The organism is Bacillus sp. OTU2372, from assembly GCF_038440275.1.
Lineage (GTDB): Bacteria > Bacillota > Bacilli > Bacillales > Cytobacillaceae > Neobacillus > Neobacillus bataviensis_B.
The window spans coordinates 90,379-116,029 of sequence record NZ_JASATK010000007.1; the positions used below are offsets into that span (position 1 = coordinate 90,379).

Annotated in this window: 26 protein-coding genes and 3 other annotated features (1 of these 29 cut by a window edge); of the genes, 4 read left to right on the forward strand and 22 right to left on the reverse strand. The window is 39.0% G+C overall.

The features are described from left to right. Window positions 1-125, reverse strand: a binding site (T-box leader) (it extends 181 nt beyond the left edge of the window). A 60-nt stretch (window positions 126-185) separates the two neighbouring features. Next, window positions 186-935, reverse strand: a complete 750-nt coding sequence (locus tag AAHB15_RS13575; RefSeq protein ID WP_342042610.1) for a TrmH family RNA methyltransferase — start codon at window positions 933-935, stop codon at window positions 186-188. Window positions 936-1,056: 121 nt separating this feature from the next. Between AAHB15_RS13575 and sspI the strand changes: the two genes are divergently transcribed. Further along, window positions 1,057-1,263 (forward strand): small acid-soluble spore protein SspI, encoded by a 207-nt coding sequence (sspI, locus tag AAHB15_RS13580; protein WP_098526887.1) that lies wholly within the window; start codon window positions 1,057-1,059, stop codon window positions 1,261-1,263. 76 nt (window positions 1,264-1,339) lie between these two features. Here sspI and AAHB15_RS13585 read toward each other — a convergent pair whose 3' ends face one another. Both AAHB15_RS13585 and AAHB15_RS13590 read right to left on the reverse strand, forming a co-directional pair. Next, the gene (locus AAHB15_RS13585) at window positions 1,340-2,425 is read right to left on the reverse strand and encodes a M42 family metallopeptidase (RefSeq protein WP_098532733.1); all 1,086 of its coding nucleotides are present in this window, start codon (window positions 2,423-2,425) and stop codon (window positions 1,340-1,342) included. Between the two features lie 71 nt (window positions 2,426-2,496). Next, window positions 2,497-2,988: a dUTP diphosphatase gene (locus tag AAHB15_RS13590; RefSeq protein ID WP_335571926.1), complete on the reverse strand. Its 492-nt coding sequence runs from the start codon at window positions 2,986-2,988 to the stop codon at window positions 2,497-2,499. 110 nt (window positions 2,989-3,098) lie between these two features. Here AAHB15_RS13590 and AAHB15_RS13595 point away from each other — a divergent pair, with 110 nt between their 5' ends. Further along, the gene (locus AAHB15_RS13595; RefSeq protein WP_335571927.1) at window positions 3,099-3,485 is read left to right on the forward strand and encodes a sigma-w pathway protein ysdB; all 387 of its coding nucleotides are present in this window, start codon (window positions 3,099-3,101) and stop codon (window positions 3,483-3,485) included. Between the two features lie 6 nt (window positions 3,486-3,491). Here the strand turns inward: AAHB15_RS13595 and AAHB15_RS13600 are convergent, their stop codons facing one another. The 4 genes from AAHB15_RS13600 to infC are packed head-to-tail and all read right to left on the reverse strand — an operon-like array spanning window position 3,492 to window position 4,944. Beyond that, entirely contained in the window at window positions 3,492-3,752 is a 261-nt protein-coding gene (locus AAHB15_RS13600) for a DUF1294 domain-containing protein (protein WP_335571928.1), read from the reverse strand. A 57-nt stretch (window positions 3,753-3,809) separates the two neighbouring features. Then, window positions 3,810-4,169: a 50S ribosomal protein L20 gene (gene rplT / locus AAHB15_RS13605; protein WP_098532740.1), complete on the reverse strand. Its 360-nt coding sequence runs from the start codon at window positions 4,167-4,169 to the stop codon at window positions 3,810-3,812. A gap of 36 nt (window positions 4,170-4,205) precedes the next feature. Then, window positions 4,206-4,406 carry a 50S ribosomal protein L35 gene (gene rpmI / locus AAHB15_RS13610; protein ID WP_098532742.1) on the reverse strand — a complete coding sequence of 67 codons (201 nt, stop codon included), beginning with the start codon at window positions 4,404-4,406 and terminating at the stop codon, window positions 4,206-4,208. A 19-nt stretch (window positions 4,407-4,425) separates the two neighbouring features. Further along, window positions 4,426-4,944, reverse strand: a complete 519-nt coding sequence (infC, locus tag AAHB15_RS13615; protein ID WP_176541431.1) for a translation initiation factor IF-3 — start codon at window positions 4,942-4,944, stop codon at window positions 4,426-4,428. A gap of 126 nt (window positions 4,945-5,070) precedes the next feature. Next, window positions 5,071-5,203 (reverse strand) — a sequence feature (ribosomal protein L20 leader region). A 354-nt stretch (window positions 5,204-5,557) separates the two neighbouring features. Between infC and AAHB15_RS13620 the strand changes: the two genes are divergently transcribed. Further along, window positions 5,558-7,774 carry a glycerophosphodiester phosphodiesterase family protein gene (locus tag AAHB15_RS13620; RefSeq protein WP_342042611.1) on the forward strand — a complete coding sequence of 739 codons (2,217 nt, stop codon included), beginning with the start codon at window positions 5,558-5,560 and terminating at the stop codon, window positions 7,772-7,774. Between the two features lie 77 nt (window positions 7,775-7,851). On the opposite strand, the gene thrS is transcribed toward AAHB15_RS13620, so the two are convergent. From thrS to AAHB15_RS13685, 13 genes are all read right to left on the reverse strand, one after another. Then, entirely contained in the window at window positions 7,852-9,786 is a 1,935-nt protein-coding gene (gene thrS / locus AAHB15_RS13625) for a threonine--tRNA ligase (protein WP_335571930.1), read from the reverse strand. A gap of 83 nt (window positions 9,787-9,869) precedes the next feature. After that, window positions 9,870-10,116, reverse strand: a binding site (T-box leader). 87 nt (window positions 10,117-10,203) lie between these two features. Then, entirely contained in the window at window positions 10,204-11,085 is an 882-nt protein-coding gene (ytxC, locus tag AAHB15_RS13630) for a putative sporulation protein YtxC (protein WP_335571931.1), read from the reverse strand. Between the two features lie 141 nt (window positions 11,086-11,226). Continuing rightward, a complete protein-coding gene (gene dnaI, locus AAHB15_RS13635; RefSeq protein ID WP_335571932.1) occupies window positions 11,227-12,153 on the reverse strand; it encodes a primosomal protein DnaI in 927 nt (308 codons plus the stop codon). 10 nt (window positions 12,154-12,163) lie between these two features. Then, window positions 12,164-13,561: a replication initiation and membrane attachment family protein gene (locus tag AAHB15_RS13640; protein WP_335571933.1), complete on the reverse strand. Its 1,398-nt coding sequence runs from the start codon at window positions 13,559-13,561 to the stop codon at window positions 12,164-12,166. Between the two features lie 59 nt (window positions 13,562-13,620). Continuing rightward, window positions 13,621-14,082: a transcriptional regulator NrdR gene (gene nrdR, locus AAHB15_RS13645; protein WP_144564449.1), complete on the reverse strand. Its 462-nt coding sequence runs from the start codon at window positions 14,080-14,082 to the stop codon at window positions 13,621-13,623. A 170-nt stretch (window positions 14,083-14,252) separates the two neighbouring features. Next, entirely contained in the window at window positions 14,253-14,642 is a 390-nt protein-coding gene (locus AAHB15_RS13650; protein WP_098532754.1) for a hypothetical protein, read from the reverse strand. Between the two features lie 168 nt (window positions 14,643-14,810). After that, window positions 14,811-15,842 (reverse strand): glyceraldehyde-3-phosphate dehydrogenase, encoded by a 1,032-nt coding sequence (locus tag AAHB15_RS13655; RefSeq protein WP_342042612.1) that lies wholly within the window; start codon window positions 15,840-15,842, stop codon window positions 14,811-14,813. Between the two features lie 175 nt (window positions 15,843-16,017). Beyond that, the gene (gene coaE, locus AAHB15_RS13660; protein ID WP_342042614.1) at window positions 16,018-16,623 is read right to left on the reverse strand and encodes a dephospho-CoA kinase; all 606 of its coding nucleotides are present in this window, start codon (window positions 16,621-16,623) and stop codon (window positions 16,018-16,020) included. 19 nt (window positions 16,624-16,642) lie between these two features. Beyond that, window positions 16,643-17,278: a sporulation membrane protein YtaF gene (gene ytaF, locus AAHB15_RS13665; RefSeq protein ID WP_335571956.1), complete on the reverse strand. Its 636-nt coding sequence runs from the start codon at window positions 17,276-17,278 to the stop codon at window positions 16,643-16,645. Window positions 17,279-17,484: 206 nt separating this feature from the next. After that, on the reverse strand, window positions 17,485-18,312 hold the full coding sequence (gene mutM, locus AAHB15_RS13670) for a DNA-formamidopyrimidine glycosylase (RefSeq protein ID WP_335571936.1): 828 nt from the start codon (window positions 18,310-18,312) through the stop codon (window positions 17,485-17,487). Window positions 18,313-18,327: 15 nt separating this feature from the next. Beyond that, complete coding sequence (polA, locus tag AAHB15_RS13675) at window positions 18,328-20,964, reverse strand: DNA polymerase I (RefSeq protein ID WP_342042615.1); 2,637 nt, start codon at window positions 20,962-20,964, stop codon at window positions 18,328-18,330. Beyond that, on the reverse strand, window positions 20,965-22,401 hold the full coding sequence (pnpS, locus tag AAHB15_RS13680) for a two-component system histidine kinase PnpS (RefSeq protein WP_335571938.1): 1,437 nt from the start codon (window positions 22,399-22,401) through the stop codon (window positions 20,965-20,967). After that, entirely contained in the window at window positions 22,398-23,117 is a 720-nt protein-coding gene (locus AAHB15_RS13685; protein ID WP_098532766.1) for a response regulator transcription factor, read from the reverse strand. Before AAHB15_RS13685 ends, pnpS begins: the two co-directional genes overlap by 4 nt. 196 nt (window positions 23,118-23,313) lie before the next feature. Here AAHB15_RS13685 and AAHB15_RS13690 point away from each other — a divergent pair, with 196 nt between their 5' ends. Then, entirely contained in the window at window positions 23,314-23,610 is a 297-nt protein-coding gene (locus tag AAHB15_RS13690; protein WP_342042616.1) for a nuclease-related domain-containing protein, read from the forward strand. A gap of 425 nt (window positions 23,611-24,035) precedes the next feature. Here AAHB15_RS13690 and AAHB15_RS13695 read toward each other — a convergent pair whose 3' ends face one another. Both AAHB15_RS13695 and mdh read right to left on the reverse strand, forming a co-directional pair. Continuing rightward, the gene (locus AAHB15_RS13695; RefSeq protein ID WP_335571940.1) at window positions 24,036-24,512 is read right to left on the reverse strand and encodes a MaoC/PaaZ C-terminal domain-containing protein; all 477 of its coding nucleotides are present in this window, start codon (window positions 24,510-24,512) and stop codon (window positions 24,036-24,038) included. 85 nt (window positions 24,513-24,597) lie between these two features. Continuing rightward, complete coding sequence (gene mdh / locus AAHB15_RS13700) at window positions 24,598-25,536, reverse strand: malate dehydrogenase (RefSeq protein ID WP_335571941.1); 939 nt, start codon at window positions 25,534-25,536, stop codon at window positions 24,598-24,600. Between the last annotated feature and the right edge of the window lie 115 nt (window positions 25,537-25,651).

Here is a 25,651-nt window from a genome sequence, read left to right on the forward strand (position 1 = left end):
GTGGTCCCGATGCCAACTCAGGAGGTGAACTTCTCTAATCTAGAACCATAAAAGTGCTTGCAGTCACGGCACTTTCTCCCTAAAATGGTCGATAACTAGATACTTTTCTCCGTCATCGTTTTTAACTTTTTTCAATTGTTCATTATTATATAACGTTTTTCTGCAAAAGGTCAAACGTATTCCGCCTATTTTTTTAAATAATAGAGCAGAATTCCTGTCGCAACCGCAACATTTAATGATTCACTTTTCCCGAAAATCGGGATATATAGGTTGGCGGTTGTACTTGAAAGTAGATCTTTGGCGACACCATTGCCCTCGTTACCAACGATAAGGGCAAACGAAGCACCGCTAGAAATATCCGTATAAGCTGATGCACCTTCAAGTGCTGTACCATAAACCGGTATATTTTTATCTTGAAGCTTGTTAATCCATTCATGAAGGTCTCCTCGAATGATTGGCAGATGAAAATGGCTTCCCTGTGCTGACCTTAAGACCTTCGAGTTATAGATATCAACACTGCCGCGTCCCACCACAACCGCATCAATCCCGGCCGCATCGGCTGTACGAATCATTGTACCCAGATTACCTGGGTCCTGGACGGCATCAATTAGCAACAGCGTTTTGGCATTCTGAACCTCTTGATTGGATTGGCGGCAAACCGCATAAATCCCTTGAGGTGCTTCCGTTTCAGATAATGAGGTAGAGATTTCTTCCGTAACCGATGTAACTGGAATAGATTCAGCATCCCAGCGTGGAGGCAGTCCTACTTTATCGGAAACAATGATTTCTAAAACTTGTTCGCCTTGCTTTAATGCCTCCTCAACCAAATGAAAGCCTTCCACTATAAAAGTACCACTCTTATCGCGCTCTTTTTTTGTCAGTAACTTTTTCCATTGTTTTACCTTAGGATTATTGACAGATTCTATGTATTTCAAAACAGGTCTCCTTTAGAATGCTCATATGATTTTCTCATTATATCCTAAATATATTACATAATAAAACCAAAACCTAGAAATCATAATAGTGAATGAAGGTTAACAAAAGGAGGGTATTAAAATGAACTTAAACCTAAGAAATGCGATTCTTCACAACGTTTCCGGTAATACTCAAGATCAATTAGAAGATACCATTGTTGATGCGATTCAAAGTGGCGAAGAAAAGATGCTTCCAGGACTTGGGGTATTATTTGAAGTGATTTGGCAAAATTCATCAGAAGATGAGAAGAAAGAAATGCTTGAAACCCTTGAAAAAGGCGTAAAGTAATTTACAGGCTGCCAATTTGGCGGCTTTTTTATTCTAAAAGTCCCTCGGCTAAGACTAACCGAGGGACTACAAACTTTTATTCAAAGGTAATCTTATCAACCGTCTCACGATCTAGACGCTTAATGACTTCAACAATCAATTTAACCGCGTTTTCGTAATCATCACGATGAAGCATGGCTGCATGTGAGTGGATATAACGAGTCGCAATCGTGATTGCAAGTGCTGGTACACCATTATGCGTCAAGTGAATCGAACCGGCATCTGTACCACCGCCAGGGATCGATTCGAATTGATATGGAATATTCAACTCATCCGCAGTATCCGTGACAAAGTCACGCAGACCTTTATGTGCTACCATAGAAGCATCATAAACCACGACTTGCGGCCCTTTCCCCATTTTGCTCATGGCTTCTCTTTCAGTGATTCCAGGAGTATCACCAGCAATACCAACGTCAACAGCAAAACCGATATCCGGTTGAATTTTATAAGTCGCAGTCTTCGCACCACGCAAACCGACCTCTTCTTGAACAGCACCGACACCATAGACAACGTTTGGATGATCCACCCCTTGTAATTGCCTTAATACATCAATGGCAATCGCACAGCCAATTCGGTTATCCCATGCTTTTGCCAATAACATTTTTTCGTTATTCATGACGGTAAATTCAAAATATGGGACAACCATGTCGCCAGGACGAACACCCCACTCCTGCGCTTCTTCACGGCTTGAGGCACCAATATCAATAAACATGTCTTTGATCTCAATTGGCTTCTTGCGGGCTTCTGCTGATAAAACGTGCGGCGGCTTAGAACCGATAATACCTGTTACCTCACCATTTCTTGTCACAATCGTTACGCGCTGGGCCAGCATAACCTGTCCCCACCAGCCGCCAACTGTTTGAAAACGAAGGAAGCCTTTGTCGTCGATTTGTGTAATCATAAAGCCTACTTCATCCAAATGGCCGGCTACCATAATTTTGGGGCCGCCCTCTTTCCCAACTTTTTTGGCGATTAAACTGCCCAGTCCATCAGAAGTGATTTCATCGGCATATGGAGATATGTATTTTTTCATTATTTCGCGCACTTCACGCTCATTGCCGGGAATACCTTTGGCATCTGTTAAGTCCTTTAACATTGTTAATGTTTCATCTAGTTTCGCCATGCTTAAACCCCCTAATAGGTATGAACAACCTTAATTATACAAAACGAATTCGACCCGCTACAAATTTTCTGCTAGTAATTATTTTGTTGTCTTTGATAATTTACTTCGTTTTTTGAAAAATATGCCTTTTCTATATCCTCATTCGTAAATCCTAATAATGATGACAACTTTAGATATGACTCCACTAATTCTACATAATCATCAAAAGCCTTACTTTTTTGAAAATGATTAATGGATTCATAGACATGGAGAAACTGCTCAGTCACAGTTCTTACTGATTCTTGATTCTTTATAGCGATTGACTCTTGATCAAAACCGCACTCAATCCCTAGTGACAAGATAAAGTGAACCCCATCAACAAATTCTTCTAATACCACGTCTTTGGGTGACGAGGGTTTCACACTCCAAAACTTAAAGCATCGGGTTTCATTCGCTAATTCACCAATTTCGACCAATAAAGCAAGCACCTTCCTGTCAAACAAATCCTCATTTTCAAGCTTGTGTTTTTCTTCAATATGGGAATCCAATGCCCTTTGCATTTGAAAAAGTTTCTTTAATTCCATGAACAGCACTCCTTCTTTAGAAAAATATATTAAAACGATAAATAGGTGAAACTTCTTTCTACTCAAATCGTATTACAAGTAAAAATAGGTTGGTTACAGGGGGCATAGCCATGATTTGGTTGCTGCGTTTCATATTGTTGTTCTTACTTTTATCAATCATTTACTTGGGGATCAAATCATTATTCAATTCGTCCCGAAAACTTGATTCGGCACGTAAACATAAACGTTTTTTATTTCTTGATGATGAAGATATTAGAAAAAACTTTTTTGTAACCTATAAAGGCGTAGTGTTTGTTGGCGAAAAATATATGGGTGTAAAGGATGATAGCTTTGATGTTATATCAATCTTGATTTGGCCCGATCAGACCGCAGCACTAAAAGGACTTATCAAAGATGACTTCGTTTATTTAACTGAAAAAATACTTGAAAAATATCCGAATGCGGAAATCCATTGGAAAAGTCCTGTGAATGAATTTCTACAGACTAGCCGTGTATGATACTTTCTAGATGAGTATTTTTAAGAAGATAATAAACTCTAGGATTGCAAGAATTGGAAAGCCAAGTTTAAAGGATGTATGTTTTGTTTTATGACGGAAAGCTTGCATTCCTGCTGTTGTTCCAATCGCCCCGCCAAAGATCGCCACAAGCCAGAGTGTCCTCTCGCTAATTCTATACTGATGGTTTTTGGCTCGCTTTTTATCCTCCCCCATAATCAAAAGGCCAACTAAGTTCATGACAAGCATTGCTATAAAGAATAGTTTCATTCCATTTTCCCCTTTTATAGAAAAAGCCATCCTCACAAAGAGAATGGCATTTATAAATTACTTGTTATATTGTTGTTTTGCTACATTTGCTAATTCAGCAAATGCATTTGCATCGCTAATTGCAAGTTCAGAAAGCATTTTGCGGTTTACTTCGATACCAGCAAGCTTTAAGCCATGCATTAAACGGCTGTAAGAAAGACCGTTAATACGAGCTGCTGCATTGATACGAGTAATCCAAAGTTTGCGGAAATCACGCTTAACCTGACGACGGTCACGGAAAGCATATTGTAATGATTTCATAACCTGTTGGTTAGCAACTTTATATAATGTATGTTTTGAACCGTAATAACCTTTAGCTAATTTAAGAACTCTTTTACGACGTTTGCGGGTAACAGTACCGCCTTTTACACGTGGCATGGAATTTCCCTCCTATAATAAATCGATCACTTATAATTATTTTACGTAAGTTAGTAAATGACGAATGCGTTTGAAATCGCCTTTTGAAACAAGACCTGCTTTGCGAAGCTTACGCTTAGCTTTTGTTGATTTGTTAGCGAATAAGTGGCTTGTATAAGCATGGTCACGCTTAAGTTGACCAGAACCAGTTTTCTTGAAACGCTTTGCAGCGCCGCGGTGAGTTTTCATTTTTGGCATTGTAATAGTCCTCCCTATATTACTTATCGTTTTTAGGTGCTAAAACTAGGAACATGCTTCGTCCATCCATTTTAGGATGTGATTCGATCGTTGCAACTTCCTTGCACGCTTCGGAAAAACGGTCTAAAACACGTTGACCGATTTCTTTATGGGTAATCGCCCGGCCTTTGAAACGGATTGACGCTTTTACTTTGTCGCCTTTTTCCAAAAACTTTATGGCATTACGAAGCTTTGTATTAAAGTCATGTTCATCAATCGTTGGGCTTAGACGAACTTCTTTAGTAGTAATAATCTTTTGATTCTTACGAGCTTCTTTTTCTTTCTTTTGATTCTCGAATTTGAATTTGCCATAGTCCATAATCCGGGCTACCGGAGGCTTTGCATTTGGTGCAACAAGTACCAAATCAAGATTTACTCTTCCGGCAATTTCCAATGCTTCGAATTTGGTTTTAATCCCCAATTGTTCGCCATTCTGGTCAATTAAACGAACTTCACGAGCACGGATGCCCTCATTTAACAACATATCTTTGCTAATAATTAGCCACCTCCAAGGTTTTATCAAGAATACAACGTCTGGGTACAAGAATAAGATCACCTTATTGTTTGACACCCTAATTTGATTGACAGGCATGAATTACTTTTAAAAGTGCTATTTCTTAAGTAAACAAACAAAAAAGTGCGGATGAATACACCCACACTTTACAGAACATAAGTAATAAACAAAAAGTTCACGTAAAACCTGCCAACTGCTTAACTAGCGTCAATCAGGTGAGAAGCGGGTGCTTCTTCTTTTCCCAAAAATAAGTATTCAATTTTACCTTAGTAACTATATCATAGCTAAGATTCCTTGTCAAACGAACTATTTTTCTTTGACAACGAAATTTATTGTAGCAAGAAACCAAAAATTATTCAATAGTTTTTTTCTAAAAATGCTGTTATAGCCTTTCCAAATGCTCTTGTTCATTCATGATTATCAACCAGCTATTAAATCAACAATCTTCCACGAAAGGCTGTCGACAGGCGGGTTTGATAGGTAAAAGGTACTGTTTATACTCCTTTTACAGAAGATTAATATTCTAGTAATTCCCACTTTACAAATCTCCTATAGTTTTATGTTTGAAATACATAAACTTATAGGAGATGAATATGAAATGAAAAAAGGTTTGATCGCCAGTCTTGCTTGTTTGTCATTTTCGGTAACTTCTGCTGCTCCTTTAGCCGTATTTGCTCACCCAATTGAAACTACAGCTACTGACAATGGACAATCTACATTACGCCCGATTAATTCTGATGTAGCCGTTATTGCTCATCGCGGGGCATCTGCATACGGTCCAGAACATACACTTGCAGCCTATAAGCAAGCAATGACGATGAAGGCGGATTATGTGGAATTCGATTTACAAATGACCAAAGATGGCCAGTTAATCGCTATGCACGATGAAACCTTGGCACGAACAACTAATGCAAAGGACCTCTATCCGGACCGTGCACCATGGAGGGTTAAGGATTTTACACTTGATGAAATCAAACGACTTGATGCGGGCTCATGGTTCAATAAAGCATATCCAGACAAAGCAAAAACAGAGTACATCGGACAAAAGGTCCCAACTCTTGAAGAAGCAATAGATTTTGTCAAACAACACGGAAACGGAAAAGTCGGTCTTTACATGGAAACAAAAGCACCAAACGTATACCCCGGTATGGAAGAGAAAGTAATCGAAATCTTAAAAAGAACCAATGCCTTGGATGATGAAAAGCTTTTTCTTGAATCATTTAGCGAGGATAGCCTGCGGAAGTTAAAAACCCTCGCTCCTAAAGTAAAGCTGATTCAGCTTTATACCGGGACCATGCTGGCAGGCAAAGATGTGTACCAAGAGATGCAGAGAATCTCTGATTATGCTGCAGGTGTAGGTCCTAGCAAAGAGCTTGTTGTTCCAAAACTCATGGAGGCTGCTCATCAAAACAAACTTCTCGTCCATCCTTGGACCGTAAATTCTCAGGACGATTTGGTATCCATGCTCTCTCTTGGTGTTGATGGAGAATTCACAAATAATCCTGACCTGTTGGACGATTTATTAAAAAAGCCATTTATTTCACATGGAGTGGCAAGTGGTGATATAACCAATTCTTCAGCCATTTTATGGGCTCGTACAAATGGAGAAGCAGAAGTCCAATTCGAAATTTCAACTGACAGCAATTTTAAAAATGATACAATCGTAAAAACCAGTCATGCTTCTAAAGAGGATGATTTTACGGTAAATTTAGAGGTCAACGGTTTAAAAGCCGATACAAAATATTATTATCGTGCTCATGCACTTTCCAGTAAGTATAGGGTTACCGGATCCTTTAAAACTGCACCGGAGGAAAACAGCTTAAAGCCAATGACAATGGTTTGGGGTGGAGATACTGGCGGCCAGGGAGAGATTCCGCCATATAAATCTTTCAAGGCAATGTCTGCTTTAAATCCAGACTTCTTCCTATTCAGCGGGGACACCATTTATGCAGATAATAAAACACCTGCTGTCCCTAACCCTCCTTCTAAAACAGTTCAGGATTTCTGGGCTAAATATAAAGAAAACCGTACAGATGCTGGTTTGCGCAGTCTTTTGCAAAATACAGGGACGTTCTCGATTTGGGATGATCATGAAGTGACCAATGACTTTTCAGGTCCTTCTCAGGAGCTTACTCCAACCGGATTAAGAGCGTTTAAGGACTATTGGCCGATTTCAAGTGAGCGCAGTTCAGCGGACAAGCTTTATCATAAATACTCTTGGGGTAATACCATGGATATGATTATCCTGAACAACCGCGGTTACCGCTCACCTAACACACAGGCTGACGGACCGGATAAACAGATGCTAGGTGATGAACAGTTAAAATGGCTGGAGCAGCAGCTTCTCGAGTCGGATGCAAAAGTGAAACTGGTAGCGACTTCCGTGCCAATCTCCGTACCAACAGGAAAAGCAATGGCTAGGGATGGATGGGCAAATGGGGACAATGTAAATCCAAATGACCCAACAGGCTATGAGAACGAGTTCAAAAAAATCTCAGATTTCATTATCGAAAAAGGAATTAAAAACGTCTTTTTCGTCACCACCGATGTCCATTTTGCGGAAATCATTAAATATGATGCCAATCAAGATGGAAAAACGGACTATAATGAGCTCATCAGTGGTCCAATCGGCGCAGTAAAAATTAATCCTGGCACCTTGGACACAACCTTTGGCCCTGAAAGATTATACGCAGAAGGTAATTTTTTCAACTTCGGTGTGTTTAAGATGGACCCTGCAAATAAGCAGGCTACTGTTGAAATCCAAGATGAAAACGGGAAGACACATTTTACTCATACGTTCCAGCTAGAGGACTAAAATAGCGAGTTCTAAATGAATATTTTCAAAATAAATACCACAGCCCAAAAAGGCTGTGGTATTTTTTCAAACTAAGCTTAGCCGCGTTTTACTTCTGCTAGAAGTCCTGCAAGGAAATCAACAAATGGCTTTGTTTCTGATTTTTGTTCTCCATATTTCCGGACGTTGACAGCATTGTCTTCCACTTCTTTGTCACCAACAACGAGCATATATGGTATTTTCAGCATTTGCGCTTCACGGATTTTATAACCGATCTTTTCATCACGGCCATCTAATTCTACACGGAAGCCTTCATTTTGCAGTTGTTCCTGAACCTGTTTCGCATATTCATAATGAGCGTCAGGAGAAACTGGAATCACTTGAACCTGAACTGGAGCAAGCCAAGTAGGGAATGCACCTTTGTATTCTTCAATCAAGTAAGCAACAAACCGTTCCATTGTTGATACAACGCCGCGGTGAATAACAACAGGACGATGCTGCTTGCCATCTTCCCCGACATAATTCAAGTCAAATCGTTCAGGCAGTAAGAAGTCTAATTGAACAGTTGATAATGTTTCATCTTTACCAAGTGCAGTTCTTACTTGCACATCGAGCTTAGGACCATAGAAGGCTGCTTCTCCTTCAGCTTCGAAATAATCAAGACCAAGATCATCCATTGCTTCCTTCAACATGCTTTGTGCTTTTTCCCACATCGCATCATCATCAAAATACTTTTCAGTATCTTGCGGATCGCGGTAAGAAAGACGGAACGAATAATCGTTAATATTAAAGTCTTTATATACTTCTAGAATTAAATTCACAACACGTTTGAATTCATCTTTAATTTGATCTGGACGGACAAAAATATGAGCATCATTTAATGTCATCCCACGGACACGCTGTAATCCTGCTAATGCCCCTGACATTTCGTAACGATGCATTAGCCCAAGCTCCGCAATCCGAATTGGAAGCTCACGATAGCTGTGCATGCTGTTTTTGTACACCATCATATGATGCGGACAGTTCATTGGGCGGAGCACTAATTGCTCGTTATCCATTTCCATAATCGGGAACATGTCTTCATGATAATGATCCCAGTGACCTGAAGTTTTATATAAATCTACGCTTCCCATAATTGGAGTGTACACGTGGTCATAACCAAGACGCTGTTCTTTATCAACGATGTAACGTTCAATCACACGGCGGATAGTCGCCCCTTTAGGAAGCCATAACGGCAAGCCTTGACCAACTAATTGGTTACTTGTAAAAAGACTTAATTCTTTCCCAATTTTACGATGATCACGCTCTTTCGCTTCTTCTAATAAACGAAGATGCTCTTTTAAGTCTTCCTTCTTGAAGAAGGCAGTACCGTAAACACGCTGCAGCATTTTATTATCGCTGTTGCCACGCCAATAAGCACCTGCAATACTTAATAGCTTAAATTCTTTGATTTTTCCAGTAGAAGGGACATGAACACCACGGCAAAGATCGAAAAATTCACCTTGCTCATAGATTGTTACTGTTTCTTCATCCGGAATCGCTTCAATTAGTTCAAGCTTGTAAGGATCTCCAGCTTCTTTAAAAAGCTGTACCGCTTCAGCTCGGCTGACTTCCTTACGAACAATTTCAAGATTTTCATTGACGATTTTCGCCATTTCCTTTTCAATCTTTGGCAAATCCTCTGGTGTTAACGATACATCAAGGTCCATGTCATAATAGAAGCCGCCTTCAATAACCGGGCCGACACCTAAATTGACATCTGGATAAAGTCTTCTTACCGCTTGTGCCATTAGATGTGCTGTACTGTGGCGCAATACCTCCAACGCCTCATTTGAGTCAGGTACAACAATTTCTATAGAACCGTCTTCTAGAATAGGACGGCGAAGATCCACCATTTGTCCGTTCCATTTACCGGCAATTGCCTTTTTCTTTAGGCCCGGGCTGATGGAAGCGGCAATATCTTCTGTTGTTGTCCCTTTAGGGAACTCCTTTACTGCCCCATCAGGAAACGAAATCTTAACAACATCTGACATATTAACTCCTCCTTTAATTGTTTGCGCCCTGGACATTATGCCCTTGTAGGCTGCTTTAAAAAATAAAAAAACCCGTCCCTAGGAATAGGGACGAGTTTTGATTAACACGTGGTTCCACCCAATTTTTCATTTTTAATAAATACAATTAAAAATGACTTTGGTCAGGTAACGGCTGTAGACCGTCAACAATTACTAATTTCTAAAAAAGAAAAATTCACTGTTGAAGTTTAAAGGTGGTAAGTATTCATTCCGTGTTAGAAGACTTTCAGCCGGTGGTCTTCCTCTCTAAAAACCGTAAAGAAATACTGTTGTCCTTATCATTACTTTTACTACATATTTGCTATGTACGTTATTATAATGATTTACTTTTAAAAATGCAAGGTACATCAAACTAAATATTGACATTATTTTATGATTTTATGCATGATTTTCTGATGACCCTGGTTCCGCTGTCAATTTTTTCAAACTTCTTAGGGCAGTATAATTTTTAATCGTCACCCGTTCTTCAAAAATATTTTTGATTGTTCTTACCAGCGGCTCATCCGGGTTATTCGTGTAAAGATAAATAGACGTAGGAGCAATTGATAAGAGTGGTGCGATTGAAACAGAATCAACATAAACCGGATGATTGACTAATAATTTCCGGTCAATCATTCTCGTTAATTCCGCCCGTTTAATTTCTGCCAGCTCCTCATTGTAAAACGTAATTTCCTCGTCAAATAATACATGAAGGGTGGCCATTTTCGGCTCCCGCTTTACCAAAAAGTCGCGGAGCATTTGGATAAACATTTGATATTCCTGCTCCATTTTGTATTCATCAATGGCGAGTTCTACATATTCTTCGAGCATCTGCAGGTATGGCCGCAAGCGAAATTTTAGCAAGGAATCGAAGGATAAAGAAACATTTCCGTGAAAAATTTGATCAACTGCATCCTCAATAAAAGACGTCTCATTATTGGCTTCCTTTAAGAAAACGGCAAGGTCCTCTCTTTGACCTTCCAGGATGGAATAAATAATTTCGATAATCTGCTGTTGTTCTTCCTCATTGTGAAAAAAATAGTGATTCTTAATAATATCTCGAAACCAGTCATTACGTTTCACGGTGGTAATAAAATGATAAAAGGCTGTTTTCACCTTTTGAAACATTTCATTAGAAAAGCTGCCATCTAGAACTTGTACTATATGTCGATCTTCTATTAGAAGAATAGTTTTTTCATCAGAAATGCATGGTAAATACGTTAGCAAGTGGTTATAAAACCGCTTCGCATCCTTCTTGCTTTGGAAGATAATTTCCGCCAACCAAATCCCCCCTTTTTAGAAAAATCTCTGTTTAATGTATATGGGGGACTTGGCCAAAATAGAAGTACGCTAGGCCGCAGAAATGTTATTTAAATAAAAAAAAGGACCGCCGGAAGTACCGGCAATCCATTTATACTAATATTATCTCCTATTCGGCCCATCTACTAAAACAGGCTGGCTCAAGGTACGGATTCTTTCCATAATTCTCCGGGCTTTCATTTTCTCTTCCTCACCACGCTGGCTATAGGTTAAATGGTGCTCGAGCCCTTTTAAATCAAAATTTGACGTAAAAAAGGTAGGAAGGCTTTCCAGCATCCGAAACTGCAGGATAGGTCCAAGAACCTCATCCCTTGTCCAGCTTGACATAGCCTCCGCCCCGATATCATCCAGCATTAAAATCGGTTCTTTTTTCAGGGCCTCAATTTTTTCGTTTAAGGTGGAATCGGCTATTGAACTTTTCATTTCTCGCAATAATTCCGGGACATAAACGATCATCGAGGAAATTTGTTTTTTGGCCAGCTTGTTAGCAATGGCGCCAAGTAAATATGATTTCCCTACTCCAAATTCTCCATATAAAAATAAACCCTTTGCCGGCTTCCCTTGTTCATAGTTTAAAATAAATGAAAGTGATTTTTGAATTGCATCGATTCGATTATCATCATGTTCTAAATCCTCAAACGTAGCATTCAAAATATCTTTAGGCACATATAAACTTTTAATTAACTTTTCATTTTTCCTTTTTTCTTCATCCATTATTTTTCTTGGGCATCTTTCATAACGGACATCAATTGTATTTCTTACTAATACTAACTCCGGGTGGTATCCTTTCATCATATTGATACAGCCATCAAGACTCTCACACTTATTACATTCTTTACTTTGATTAATGTACTCATATAGCTTATTTAAGCCTTTTTCGATTGAATCCTTGTTCAGTTCATCTTGATGTTCCAATATAAACGATTTAACAGCAGGGTGCGAAAGCGTTTCTTGTCGCATTTTTTCGTATCGTTTTTGAAAGTTTTCACTTGAGGCTATCCGTTTTAGTGTTCGGTTTATCTTTTCCATATGTCACCTCTTAATCTTCGATTGCTTTTAACATTTCTTCGATTTCACGTTTTTTAGCCTCTAAATCAGGATTTTTTTCTTCTGGACCTTCTGCAGGTTCTTTCTTTGGTTCTTTATCAAACCAATCGGGCAAGAGCTCTGTCCTAATAGGCTTTTTATTAGAGGCTTTTCTGCTTTTCTTTTCTTTATCCCAAGAAAGGTACTTACTATGTTCACTTCTAGCTAATTCCATTGCCTCTTTTACAGTTTTAACTTCCTTACGCGCCCAATGGCTGGCAATTTGCTCAACATAATTCTTAGTAAATTTCGAATCTGCTTTTAACAGGACATATTGGATGAGAACATTTACAACACCAGGCAGTAATTTCTTCTTGAACATCACATCTTCAATAATTTTCAATTCGGCATCAGATGGTTCAATTCCGTGTGAAGCATCTCTAAATACCTTAACGGGAGAGGTAGTTTCTAACGAACGGACCAACATTTCTTCCTTCGTCTTTGGCTCGTCCAATTGGACTCGGTACCTTGGCGGCTGTGTCCGTTCTACTAAGCTTGGATACTGCTCATTATTTTCAAATTGATACCAGTTCCTTGCTGCTTTTCGTAATTCTTCGAGATCGATATCATTATTTGGATTAATAGCATCGAGAATTAAATTTTTCATTTCAATCGGATTAATATTATAGAGGAATGAAAGATTACTAATGACTTCTTTCACTTTTTTCGTTAATGCCTTTTTAGGTACAAGCGATTCATTTAATCCGGCCATTAGCAGACCAAAATCAAAAGTATCGACATCCATTTGAATCCCCTTTTGCTCCTGACGGCCAATAAATTGTTCATCCTCTTCAGTTTGTAATTCCCCTGAAACATCTTGGATATATTGCATGCTCCCAAGTGTGGCCGAGGCGAACACATCCTGGAATGCCTTTGTTACATTTTGAAATTCATCTTCCTTTGGCTTTTGTTTATCAGTAAAAAACCGTTTCAGCCGGGAAAAATGGTTTTTCCCAATTTTTCGGAACAAATAGATATTCAACATTCCATCTAAAAAGAACTGCTCCGGATTTAAAGGAGGCTGAAGCTCATAAATGAAGGAACGCTCTTCATCAACTGTCTTGACAAAGGTCTTGATTAACCCGATTCCCTCTAACTTTAAGCGTGCTTCGTAAATTTCCTTTAAATTCATTCCCATGAGATTCATTAATAGATGGTGTGTGGATGATTCTGACCAAAGACGATTTTCCTCAAGCTCTGCCCAAAGCGTCATATACAAACTTAAGCAAGTTGACCCAATCAGAGGCTGATATAAAAACGTCAGCACTTTCCGATCATATTCATGCAGCAGCCCTCCGGCTGCTACCATATAACGGTCGATCGGAAGAATTTCCTGCCAATGCTGCGCCATATCAATTCAACCCTTCCCCTGTATAAATTAAGAAAAAGAGCCAAAATTTTTAGCTCCTTTTACGATTTTTCCTTTTTTATTAATTCCTTTAGTTCGTCTATAAATACATTGATATCCTTAAATTGGCGGTAAACGGAAGCAAATCGTACGTAGGCAACTTCATCTACATGCGCAAGCCTGTCCATAACCATCTCGCCAACAGCCTCACTTTTGATTTCCGAAATGCCCTGGCTGCGAAGGTCTTTCTCTACTCCATGCGTAATATCCTCTAACTCCTTTAAAGCAACAGGGCGTTTCTCGCACGCCTTAATCAGGCCCCTTAGGATTTTATCACGGCTGAATTCTTCTCTTGTTCCTTCCTTTTTCACTACAATCAGGGGAATCTCTTCTATCTTCTCAAAAGTAGTAAACCGATAACCGCATTCCTCGCATTCTCTTCTTCTCCGTGTTGCACGTCCTTCATCAACAGGCCGGGAATCAAGCACACGTGTACCGTAATTTTGACATGAAGGGCACTTCATTGTTAATCAACTCCAAATCTGAATAAAAGAACTTGCCACTGGTTTTCCCCCAAAGGGGCGAAGACAAAGGCGTGATACGTTTCATATTTTTCTAAAAAACATGCCTATAATCCCGAACAAAATCCTTAAGTTTATCTTATAAAAAAGCAGACTTTAACACAAGTAGGGGATTACGAGTTTTTTCTTATTTCGACAAGGTTATGTAGTTTGTTAATCTTTTCATAATAGGATTCAATCCTCTTTTTCAACTGAGGATACATGCCTAGGATGGAAAAACTCTCGGAAGAAATATTAAAATCTACTGCCGTTTCCAATGGTTTGACAGAAACAATGGTTACAACAAGAAAGCAAGGGATCGGTTTATTAATTTCAACAGCAATCTCCCCATGATCTTTAGATACTGTAGTTACCCGGCAATCCGCATCATCATGAAATAACTTTTCTACAGACTGAAACAATTGATTAAAGGTTGCCTTATAATAGTGCGTTTTTAAAGAGTCTTCCGTATTTCGATCAGAAGTTTCGATTTGTTTTTTAAAACGTGTAAAAATATTCACCATAGTAGCCATACCCTCCAGGATTCTTCCTTTTTTATCTATTTTACAACATTCTGATAAAAATATAAAAAGAGGTGTACGATTTGGTACACCTCTTGTTGCTTTTTATTTTAAACCACTAAAAAAATGCTGTCAAACGACAGCATTTTTATAAATGATTGGGAAAAATGGTTAGCTGACTTTCACCTTCGACATTTTGGCGATTCCCTCTGCCACATAAAGGGCAAGATCGACCACTCTGGATGAATAGCCCCATTCATTATCATACCAGGCTAAGACTTTCACTTTTCTCGTTCCCATCACCATCGTCGAAAGGCCGTCAATAATAGCAGAATGGGAGTTTGTATTAAAGTCTACAGATACTAAAGGTTCCATTGTAAAATCCAAAATCCCTTTTAATGAGCCATTTGCTTCTTCTAAGAATGCCTGATTAATATCGTCTAGTGTGACATCACACTTTAAATCCACCACTAGGTCCACTAACGAAACATTTGGCGTAGGCACACGCAATGCCATCCCATGGAGTTTTCCTTTTAATTGTGGCAGTACCAATGAAATAGCCTTGGCTGCCCCTGTTGTTGTTGGAATGATAGATTGTCCACATGAACGGGCTCTCCGTAAGTCTTTATGTGGATTATCAATATTTTTTTGGTCATTTGTATAAGAGTGGATGGTTGTCATTAAACCACACTCAATACCGAATTTTTCATCTAACACCTTTGCAACGGGAGCAAGACAGTTTGTAGTACAAGAGGCATTGGAGATAATATCATGCTGAGTGAGATCAAGCCTATCTTCATTTACTCCCATTACAATGGTAACGTCCTCATTTTTGCCTGGTGCTGTTAAAATAACCTTTTTGGCGCCTGCTTCAAGATGTAGTGCAGCTTGTTCACGAGAATTAAATTTTCCCGTTGCCTCAATAACAATATCAATCCCAAGTTCTCTCCATGGTAATTCCTCAGGCACACGATTATTTATAAGTTTAACTCTTTTACCATTGACAATTAATTCTTTATCTAAAGGGATGACATCCCCCTGAAATGGCCCATGATTTGTATCATATTTAATTAGATGAGCTAATGTTTCTGCCGGATAGCTCGCATTTATTGCTACAACCTCAAGATTACTTTCAAGGATTGCTTTTCTAAAAACCATCCTCCCAATTCTCCCAAATCCATTAATGGCAATTCTCGCTTTCATTTTACGGCCCCTTCCGAATTAGTGTTATACTATTAACTAGTATTGTTGTAATTAGTATAACATATTTAGGTTTGATTGTGATCATTAAATAGCGGAATTTTTTTATTAATTTTAAATAGGTGCAGATACACCATTTTCTAAACAAAAAAAGAAGGCTAAAGCCTTCTCCAATAGATTATTTTTGTTTTAAGCCCCATTTATCTAATACCGTAAAGAGCTGTTGCTTTGTCTCTTCGAGTGTTCCATTATTATTAATTACAGCATCTGCAAGCTTGATTTTTTCTGATAAGGGCATTTGAGAGCTGATTCTTGCTTCTGCATCTGTGATGGTTAGGTTATTTCTTTCCACTAATCTTTGCAATTGGATGTCAATGTCCACATAAACCAGTAACGTTTTTTCAACCATTGCGGTTAGTTTACTTTCAAATAATAAGGGGATATCCAAGACCACAACCTCTTCGTTATTCCTTTTGGCAATCTCCACTTGTTCAAGCATTCTTCGTCTTACTTCCGGATGGGAGATTTCATTTAATCGCTTCCGTTTGTCAGCTTGATGAAAGATAATCGCGCCAAGTTTTTGCCGGTCGATTTCTCCATTTTCTAAAAGAATACCCTCGCCAAATTCGGCAATTATTTTCTTATAAGCAGGTTCACCTTTCATTACTGCTAAGCGGGCTTCTACATCTGCATCGATAACTGTGATTGACATTTCTTTCAACATGTTTGAAACTGTACTTTTTCCACTGGCAATTCCGCCTGTTAGCCCAATAACTAGTGACATGTTCTAATCCTTTCTGGGTTTATAACTTCATAACTCCAATGATGATTAATAAGACTCCTGGTAAGAAGGTGAATTTTTGAATCCAGTCAAATTTATGGAAAAATGTGCCACTTTTGATTCCTAACAGAACAAATAGAGAACTCATGACGGCGACCGCAAAGGCTAAGGAAAAGGGAGAATACCCAAGCATGGCTGCTCCAATCCCTGCACCAAAAGAATCTAATGATAAGGCTAAGCCAAGCATTAAGGCTTCGATCCCTGTAATGGTTCCAGATTGGTCAAAATCGGCAGACATCGGCTTTTTTAGGATGTTTATGGCGATTCCTAAAGAGCGGATTTCAAAGTTAACGATGGTTTTTTCTTGTGTTAGCTCTTCTTTTTCTTTCTCAGGCCGAAAAAACTGATACAATACACAGGCACCAAGGACGATTAAGATGATCCCTCCAAGGCTTGCCGTTAGTTTCGGTGATAGTATCTTTTCCAGACCATGTCCGATTGACACGGCTATCATTAATGAGACCGCCGAGCAGGTAGCTATAATTAAAACGGATTTAAGCGGCATAACCATTTGCCTCAACCCGTAGGTGAAGCCAACGCTAAAGCTGTCAAGGCTGAGAGCGAAAGCTAATATAAGAAGTGAGAATAACTGAACCATGATGTCTAGGGCTCCTTCCTCCGTAATCACTACGATAGTATATGGCAGGAGCCCATCCAATGTTAACGAAAAGCGGAAGCGCCTTGAACAGGGGCGCAAGGCTACAGACGAGCCGGCGAGAAGGTTGCTCTTTAAGCTTCTTGACGGATTGGCTTAGACCTAAGAGCCCCTAGGCGCTGGAGCTGGACAGTTTTCAAAGTTAAACATTAAATTCTCTGGCAGTTCGGACAATAGTGTGTTCCCCGACCGCCAACAGTGGTTTTCTCTAGGGGTGTTCCGCATTTTTTACACGCTTCCCCTTTTCTTCCATATGCGTATAAGTCCAGTTGAAACATTCCGATTTGGCCTTGAGAGTTTACATACGAACGAATCGTACTGCCGCCTTTTGTTACCGCCTCCCTTAAGGTCGCGACAATCTCATCATGCAGTACTGATATTTCCTCTTCATTAAGCGTACTTGCAATCCGCTCAGGATGAACAGCTGAACGAAATAGAGCCTCATCAACATAGATATTTCCAAGACCAACAAACAACTTTTGGTCTAATAAGGCTGTTTTAATCCTGCGATTAGTCTTTTTTAATTTTTCAGCTAAGTATTTCTTTGTAAACTCCTCCGAAAATGGTTCAGGACCAAGTTCCAACAATGGAGGCTGTACGAATTCTTCGCCCTTTTTATAGAGATGCATCGTCCCAAATTTGCGCACATCGCGATATCTTAGCTCGGTATCATCAGTAAAATGAAAAATCACATGTGTGTGCTTATCAAAAGGCTCTTCTTTTGGATACAGACCATATTTACCCTCCATTCGTAAATGAGACACCAACGCAAATTGATCTGTATAAATAATTAAAAATTTCCCTCTTCGGCCTATATCAACGATTGTTTCTCCTTTTAAGGCATCAATAAATTGTTCCACCTCAACAGGATTTTTAATGATTTTAGGCCAATAGACAGTAATGTTGGCAATTTCCTTATGAAGCACTAGATGTTTTAATGTTTTTCTAACGGTTTCTACTTCAGGAAGCTCCGGCAATGTAGATCCTCCTTATTATTTAGCATCAAACCAGGTTGGGCCATAGGCATAGTCAACCTTCAAAGGTACTTTTAATTCAAGGGCATTTTCCATGACATCAGGAACTAATTTCTTCAGGATTTCAATCTCCTCCTCAGGAGCTTCAAAGATTAATTCGTCATGAACCTGGAGTAAGAGACGTGTTTGAAGACCTTTATCCTTTAAGGCCTCGTCCATATCAATCATAGCTTTTTTGATAATATCAGCGGCGGTTCCTTGGATTGGAGTGTTCATCGCAGTTCTTTCAGCAAAGCTCCGTAAATTAAAATTACGGGCAGTAATTTCCGGAAGGTACCGTCTCCTCTGCATTAAGGTGGTCACATACCCTTTTTGTCGGGCAGAGTGAATAATATCATCCATATATTCCTTAACACCTGGATACGTATGAAGATAACGGTCAATAAACTGTCCTGCTTCTTTCCTGGTGATCCCTAACGATTGTGAAAGTCCATAATCACTGATTCCATAAACAATTCCAAAGTTTACAGCCTTAGCCTGTCTTCTCATATTAGAGGTTACCTCATCTTCTTCAACATGAAATACCTCCATCGCCGTTTTCGTATGGATATCCATATCGTGCTTAAAAGCATCAATTAGCTTTTCATCACCGGCTATATGGGCAAGCACTCGCAATTCAATCTGCGAATAGTCTGCTGCAAAAATGACCCAGCCCTTTTCGGAAGGAACAAATGCTTGCCGGATTTTCCGCCCTTCCTCAAGACGAATCGGGATGTTTTGCAGGTTCGGGTCGATTGAGCTTAAACGGCCTGTTGCTGTTAATGTTTGCTGGTATCTTGTATGGACCTTTTCTGTTTTTGGGTTAATGACTTTGAGCAGTCCCTCAATATAAGTGGATTGAAGCTTCCCGAGCTGGCGATATAAAAGTATATACTGTATGATTTCATGATCCTCTGCTAATTTCTCTAATACATCGGCTGATGTTGAGTGACCAGTCTTCGTTTTCTTATAGGAATACAAGCCTAATTTTTCAAAAAGGATCACTCCCAATTGTTTAGGGGAATTGATATTAAACTTTTCACCAGCTAACTCACATATCTTTTCCTCAATCTCAATGAGCCTCTGTGTGAGTTCTTTCCCCATCATCTGCAGCCGATCCTGCTCTACCCTAATACCGCAAGATTCCATGTCAGCTAAGATTAGCGATAAAGGCATTTCTAGTTTCTCGAATAATTCGTATTGTTCATTTTCCCTTAATTCATCTTCGAGTTTGTCTCTTAAATCTGACATGGCAAGGCTTTTTCGAACAAGATGTTCGGCAAGCTTTGCAGTTTCAGGAACCTTCCGTTTCGCCCCTTTTCCATAAAAAGATTCGTCTGATTGAATATTATGGATTTGATACCTTTTGGCAATCGCGGCTAAATCTTCAATATTTTCCGATGGATTAACCAAATATGCTGCCATTAGAATATCAAAATCAGTTCCTTTTAAATGGATATCATATCTTCGTAAAGAAACCTCAGAGCGCTTGGCATCATAAACAATTTTCTTTTTCTGTTCATCCTCCGCCCACTTTTTAAAAACGTCTGATTTTAACGCTAGATCTGTCGGCAAGTAATAATGGCCTTTTTTATTCACAATTGAAAAACCAATAATATCGGCATAATGATAATTATCATCAAGCATTTCAACATAGAAATAATTGAGATCAGTAAAGAGCTCTTCCGTAATTTCTTCTGGAATCACGTAGTCGATATCCTCAAGCACATGTTCCACTGTTTCGATTGGTTCATCCCCGAGCTTTTCCAGTAAAGAGTTGAAGCCTAATTCTTTAAATAAGCCGATTAGTTTTTCTCTTGTATAGCCTTCATAAGCAATCGTATCCAAATCCACTCCTACCGGCGCTTGCCGTTCAATGGTCGCAAGTTCTTTGCTCATTATAGCTTGTTCTTTAAATTCAGCTAATTTTTCCTTCAGCTTGTTCCCGCTTACCTGGTCAATGGAATCTAATAAGTTTTCCAAGGTAGAAAATTCTTTAAGAAGCTTAATGGCGGTCTTTTCACCTACTCCCGGAACTCCAGGGATATTATCAGATGCATCTCCCATCAAGCCTTTCATATCAATTATTTGCTCTGGAATCAGGCCGTATTTATCTGCGACATGCTCAGGTGTATATTCCTCAATATCTGTTATTCCTTTTCTGGTAATGCCGACAGTGGTGATCGGCGAGGATAGCTGTGTCAAGTCTTTATCACCGGAAATGACTTTTACCTCAAAGCCATCCTTTTCAGCCGTCAACGAAAGCGTACCTATAATATCATCTGCTTCATAATTTTCGAGCTCATACCTTGAAATACCGTAGGCATCCAACAGCTCACGAATGAACGGGAACTGCTCTGACAGCTCAGGCGGTGTTTTTTGCCGGCCGCCTTTGTACTCGCCAAAGGTTTTATGCCGAAACGTCGTTTTACCTGCATCAAAGGCAACCAGCATATGGGTCGGCTTTTCATCCTCCAATATTTTCATCAACATCATTGTAAAACCATAAACCGCATTTGTATGTATTCCTTTATCATTATTAAGTAATGGGAGCGCAAAAAAGGCGCGATAAGCAATACTATTCCCATCAATCAGCACAAGCTTTTTCTTATCCATTTAACTTTCACCATCCTTCAAAATCACTTCTTTTGGCAGTTCAATGATAAATTCACTGCCTTTGCCCAATTTACTCTTTACACTTATGCTCCCGTGATGGGCTTCCATTAAATGTTTCACAATAGCTAAGCCGAGGCCTGTACCACCAGAGTTTCGACTTCTCGCTCGGTCCACCCGGTAAAATCGTTCAAAAATCCGGGGAATATCTTCTTTACGGATGCCCACTCCAGTATCTTTTACAGAAATACGCACCTTGTCATCACTGTCTAGCAGGTTTATACTAACCACCCCATCAGCCGGTGTATACGTTATTGCATTATTGATTAGATTGATAAACACCTGCTTTAATCGATCCAAATCCCCTTTTATTCGGACTTGGTTCAGTTTACAGTGAAACTCGAACTGAATTTTTTTCGTATTAGCTTTCCCCTCCAAAAGTTTTAGGACATCTTGAAGAAGAGAATATAAATCAATCGACTGAATATTTAACTGAAAGCCTTGCTGCTCAATTTTTGAAAGCTCCAAAAGGTCTTGAATCAGTGACTGCAGCCGGTCGCTTTCTTTTAATATAATTGAGAGGAACGATTGAAGGGTTTCTTTGTTATTCATCGCACCATCTAGGAGGGTTTCCGTAAAACCCTTTATCGAGGTGACTGGAGTTTTTAATTCGTGAGAAACATTGGCAACAAAATCCTTACGCATTTGTTCCAATTTTTTGATTTCGGATATATCGTGAAATACGAGCAATACACCCTTCCAGACATTGTTGGCACCGATGATTGGAACCCCATAAACGATAAAATATTTTCTTTCTATCTGCAAAGGTAAATGTAATTGCTTACTTACTTTTTGTTCCGTACGAAATACCTCCGCAATAAGCTGACAAATCTCTTCATATTCAACAACTTCATAATATTGTTTATTTAGATACTCACTCGGATTGATATGAAAAATATCAATATAGCCCTTGTTGATTAAATTAATATACCCTCTGCTGTCAATTAGGATTAAACCAGCTCCCATATTTTCAATTAGAGCGCTCAAGCGGTCCTGCTGCATATCTCGAACTTTGGTGAGTTCCTGTAGATTTTCTGCCAGCATGTTAATTGAAGAACCTAACATTCCAGTATCATTTAACCTATTCACTGTTGTACGGGCACGATAATTACCATGCGCAAGTTCAATTGCCACTTCGGTTGCCTCTTTAATCGGCTTTGTGTACCTTGTGGTAATCCTGATTCCAAGAATCACAGTGACAATTATTGCAGTGCCGAAACCAGCCGATAAAAGCCACCAGATTTCTACTTTTATTTTATCATTCAGCGTATCTAAAAAATTATATTTAAAAAATTGCCCAAGCAATATACCTAATCCAATTAAAACAACCACAAGTAAACTAATTAATGCAATGAAAGTCCTTGAGCGGAACTTGATCATTCTCCTTTAGGTCCCTCCAGTTTATAGCCCAAGCCGCGGATCGTTTTAATGTAGGCAGGCTTTTTTGTATCTTCTTCAATTTTTTCCCGAAGGTGTGAAATATGAACATCGACAATTCTAGTATCGCCTGCAAAGTCATAATTCCAAACAGCACTTAGCAATTGATCCCTGGTCAATACACGTCCTTTATTTTGTCCAAGATAAAGGAGCAATTCAAATTCCTTCAAGGTTAATTCCAATTGATTTTCTTGGAAAAAGGCTTCATATTTTCCTGGGTAAATCGTTAATTTCCCAATCTGAATCTGCTCTTCTGTTTGATCATTGTCTACGGCTGCTGTTTCTGTTTGGATTTGTGTTCTTCTTAAAATGGCTTTGACGCGGGCGATGACCTCCCGCGGACTAAAAGGCTTGACCATATAATCATCAGCACCAAGCTCGAGTCCTATAATTTTATCAAGCTCATCGTCTTTTGCAGTTAACATGAGGATTGGGGTCATAATATTTTGTTGACGCAGTTGTTTGCAAACATCCATTCCATCTATGTTTGGCAGCATCAAGTCTAAGATAATAATATCAGGTGACTCCGATTCGGCTAATCGTTTTCCATCTGCCCCATCCATAGCTGTAACAACTTCAAATCCAGCCTGTTCTAAATTATATTGAAGTAAGGTCACGATTGATTGTTCATCATCGACAACTAGTACTTTATTTTTCATCAAATAACCCCCATTTTACTAGATACCCTCATTATATCTATAAGGAATATGGATTATCTAGTTTTATGGGCTAAGATCGATATTTGTTAAATAAGACCGCTTTCATGTAAAAAAATTTACAAAGAATTCACAATTCTCGCTGGCTTCGCCATTTTTGTTTTATACAATAGTATTTGTAAAAGAAAGGATGTGTAATATGGCATATAAGCCACGTTCTGTACCAGAAGAGTTAAAGGTTCTAAGGATCTTAAATAATCAAATGGATTTAACATCGGAACAGGAAAAGTACTATCTATATAAAGAGAAAGGTTTTGAAGGGGAGGTCCAGTTTGATTTATTAAGAGAGCAACTACAAAGTGATTGCTTAATTTTAAATGATTTACTCCTTGAGGTTAACAATACATTTTTTCAGATTGATATTTTGATTCTTTTTCAAGAGATTATTTATCTTTTTGAAGTGAAGAGGAGATTCGGTTATTATTTCCGAGTATGAGGATTACTACAAAAGGTGTATTTGAGTGGTGTGGAATAATTGATTCAAAAAAGATCATTCGACGGATACTTAAAAAGAACTTTAAATCGATAGGGGACAGAAAATTACGTTATTTTGAGTGAAGATCTTAGAGCAGCATAAATGAGGTTATTAATGCATTGATTATAAAGGCTACTTACCTTCCATGTTGAGCAATTAGAATATATTCATTTACCCTGCAGGCCCTTATTCTGAAAAGAAGGTCAATGATCTTTTTCATTGACCTTTTTATCCCCTTTATCTATCCCTCCGTCAATGAAACCCTTTTTCTTTTCCCTTATGGGCCTCTTTTTCTTCTCGGCGGTCAATGAAACCTTCTTTCTTTGACCGCAATTACCTCTTTTCTTTTAAGATTGTCCATGAAGAAATTTGTTCATAACTCAAATTCAAAAATTATCCAAAGCCTTCCCATGGATATCCTCTAGCCGATGCGGCGGGCACACCTTTAACATCCCATCAATCACCGTTACATTTGCTTCATTTACACCTACGACATGAATATCCACTACATGCTCTGATCGTTTCACCGCAACCACCTCAAATAGAAACTCAACTGTCCCATAATGATAAACAGGCTTAAGAAACTCGATTTCTTGCTTTAAGATATAGCTGCCTGGTCCGGGCAGATATTTTGATACGGCGGAAGTAATAATACCTGTTAGCATGATACTTGGAACGATCGGCCTTTCAAATGGCGTTTGGGTAGCATAATCATGCTGTATATAAAGTGGATTTGCATCATCAGTCAGTCCTAGGAATAATAGGAGATCCTTATCTTCAATTTTTTCCGTTATTGACAACTTTTCACCAACACTAATCTCTTCAATTCTTCGGCCTAGCTTTCTTTTTTTTCCTAATAACATCAGAATACCCCCCTTTATGTAAGCGATCGCATTATTGATAAAAAAAATTCGGAGACCGCTTGTGATCCCCGAATCTAAAATATGATTAGACTAATACTTGCATTACATTTCGGACAGATTCGGCTGATTTGTCTAATGCTGCCTTCTCCTCAGCAGTTAAATCTAATTCGATTACCTTTTCAATCCCATTTGCACCAAGGATTGTTGGAACACCAAGATAAATCCCATCATAGCCAAACTCGCCTTCTAGGTATGCAATGGATGGTAATACACGGCGTTGATCTTTAAGAATAGCTTCACACATTTCGACTAAAGAAGCAGCCGGTGCGTAGTAAGCACTTCCGTTACCTAAAAGATTTACGATTTCGCCGCCACCCTTTCTAGTACGTTCAACAATCGCATCTAAACGATCTTTAGAAATTAACGTTTCTAATGGAATACCGCCCGCATAGGAGTAGCGAACAAGTGGAACCATATCGTCACCATGGCCGCCAAGAACGAAGCCTGTAACATCTTTAACAGAAACATTTAATTCTTGAGCAACAAATGTCCGGAAACGAGCTGTATCAAGAACACCAGATTGGCCGATTACACGATTTTTAGGGAAACCAGATTCCTTAAATACAGTGTAAGTCATCGCGTCCACTGGGTTAGTTAAAACAACAATCGTACAGTTTGAAGAGTATTTTACGATCTCTTGTGTAACACTTTTCATCACTTTTTGGTTTGTTTGCACTAAATCATCACGGCTCATGCCTGGCTTACGTGCAATACCAGCTGTAATCACAACGATATCAGAATCACGTGTGTCCTCATAGTTAGATGTACCAGTGATTCTGGCATCAAAACCTTGTACAGGACTAGCTTCAAGCATATCTAATGCTTTACCTTTTGTAGGGTTTTCCATTGGAGCGATATCAACTAAAACAACATCTCCAAGTTCCTTTTGAGCTAGTAAAAAAGCAGTTGTCGCACCAGTAAAACCGCCGCCGATAACAGAAATCTTTTTACGTTTTAATGACATTTTAAGCTCTCCCCTTAAACGTATTAGTTTTTTTAAACATATACATGCAGGCAGGGGCTGTTAAAAACAGCCCCTGTTCCTGATAAAGCATTTAGAGAACAAAGGTCCTTTTAGA

What these genes read in the sequence shown, in the direction of transcription:
- sspI (WP_098526887.1), top strand. Translation starts at nt 1,057, where the DNA reads ATGAACTTAAACCTAAGAAATGCGATTCTTCACAACGTTTCCGGTAAT.
- AAHB15_RS13585 (WP_098532733.1), bottom strand. Translation starts at nt 2,425, where the DNA reads ATGGCGAAACTAGATGAAACATTAACAATGTTAAAGGACTTAACAGAT.
- AAHB15_RS13590 (WP_335571926.1), bottom strand. Translation starts at nt 2,988, where the DNA reads ATGGAATTAAAGAAACTTTTTCAAATGCAAAGGGCATTGGATTCCCAT.
- AAHB15_RS13595 (WP_335571927.1), top strand. Translation starts at nt 3,099, where the DNA reads ATGATTTGGTTGCTGCGTTTCATATTGTTGTTCTTACTTTTATCAATC.
- AAHB15_RS13600 (WP_335571928.1), bottom strand. Translation starts at nt 3,752, where the DNA reads ATGAAACTATTCTTTATAGCAATGCTTGTCATGAACTTAGTTGGCCTT.
- rplT (WP_098532740.1), bottom strand. Translation starts at nt 4,169, where the DNA reads ATGCCACGTGTAAAAGGCGGTACTGTTACCCGCAAACGTCGTAAAAGA.
- rpmI (WP_098532742.1), bottom strand. Translation starts at nt 4,406, where the DNA reads ATGCCAAAAATGAAAACTCACCGCGGCGCTGCAAAGCGTTTCAAGAAA.
- AAHB15_RS13620 (WP_342042611.1), top strand. Translation starts at nt 5,558, where the DNA reads ATGAAAAAAGGTTTGATCGCCAGTCTTGCTTGTTTGTCATTTTCGGTA.
- thrS (WP_335571930.1), bottom strand. Translation starts at nt 9,786, where the DNA reads ATGTCAGATGTTGTTAAGATTTCGTTTCCTGATGGGGCAGTAAAGGAG.
- dnaI (WP_335571932.1), bottom strand. Translation starts at nt 12,153, where the DNA reads ATGGAAAAGATAAACCGAACACTAAAACGGATAGCCTCAAGTGAAAAC.
- AAHB15_RS13640 (WP_335571933.1), bottom strand. Translation starts at nt 13,561, where the DNA reads ATGGCGCAGCATTGGCAGGAAATTCTTCCGATCGACCGTTATATGGTA.
- nrdR (WP_144564449.1), bottom strand. Translation starts at nt 14,082, where the DNA reads ATGAAGTGCCCTTCATGTCAAAATTACGGTACACGTGTGCTTGATTCC.
- AAHB15_RS13650 (WP_098532754.1), bottom strand. Translation starts at nt 14,642, where the DNA reads ATGGTGAATATTTTTACACGTTTTAAAAAACAAATCGAAACTTCTGAT.
- AAHB15_RS13655 (WP_342042612.1), bottom strand. Translation starts at nt 15,842, where the DNA reads ATGAAAGCGAGAATTGCCATTAATGGATTTGGGAGAATTGGGAGGATG.
- coaE (WP_342042614.1), bottom strand. Translation starts at nt 16,623, where the DNA reads ATGTCACTAGTTATTGGGCTAACAGGCGGAATTGCCAGTGGAAAAAGT.
- ytaF (WP_335571956.1), bottom strand. Translation starts at nt 17,278, where the DNA reads ATGGTTCAGTTATTCTCACTTCTTATATTAGCTTTCGCTCTCAGCCTT.
- polA (WP_342042615.1), bottom strand. Translation starts at nt 20,964, where the DNA reads ATGGATAAGAAAAAGCTTGTGCTGATTGATGGGAATAGTATTGCTTAT.
- pnpS (WP_335571938.1), bottom strand. Translation starts at nt 22,401, where the DNA reads ATGATCAAGTTCCGCTCAAGGACTTTCATTGCATTAATTAGTTTACTT.
- AAHB15_RS13685 (WP_098532766.1), bottom strand. Translation starts at nt 23,117, where the DNA reads ATGAAAAATAAAGTACTAGTTGTCGATGATGAACAATCAATCGTGACC.
- AAHB15_RS13690 (WP_342042616.1), top strand. Translation starts at nt 23,314, where the DNA reads ATGGCATATAAGCCACGTTCTGTACCAGAAGAGTTAAAGGTTCTAAGG.
- AAHB15_RS13695 (WP_335571940.1), bottom strand. Translation starts at nt 24,512, where the DNA reads ATGTTATTAGGAAAAAAAAGAAAGCTAGGCCGAAGAATTGAAGAGATT.
- mdh (WP_335571941.1), bottom strand. Translation starts at nt 25,536, where the DNA reads ATGTCATTAAAACGTAAAAAGATTTCTGTTATCGGCGGCGGTTTTACT.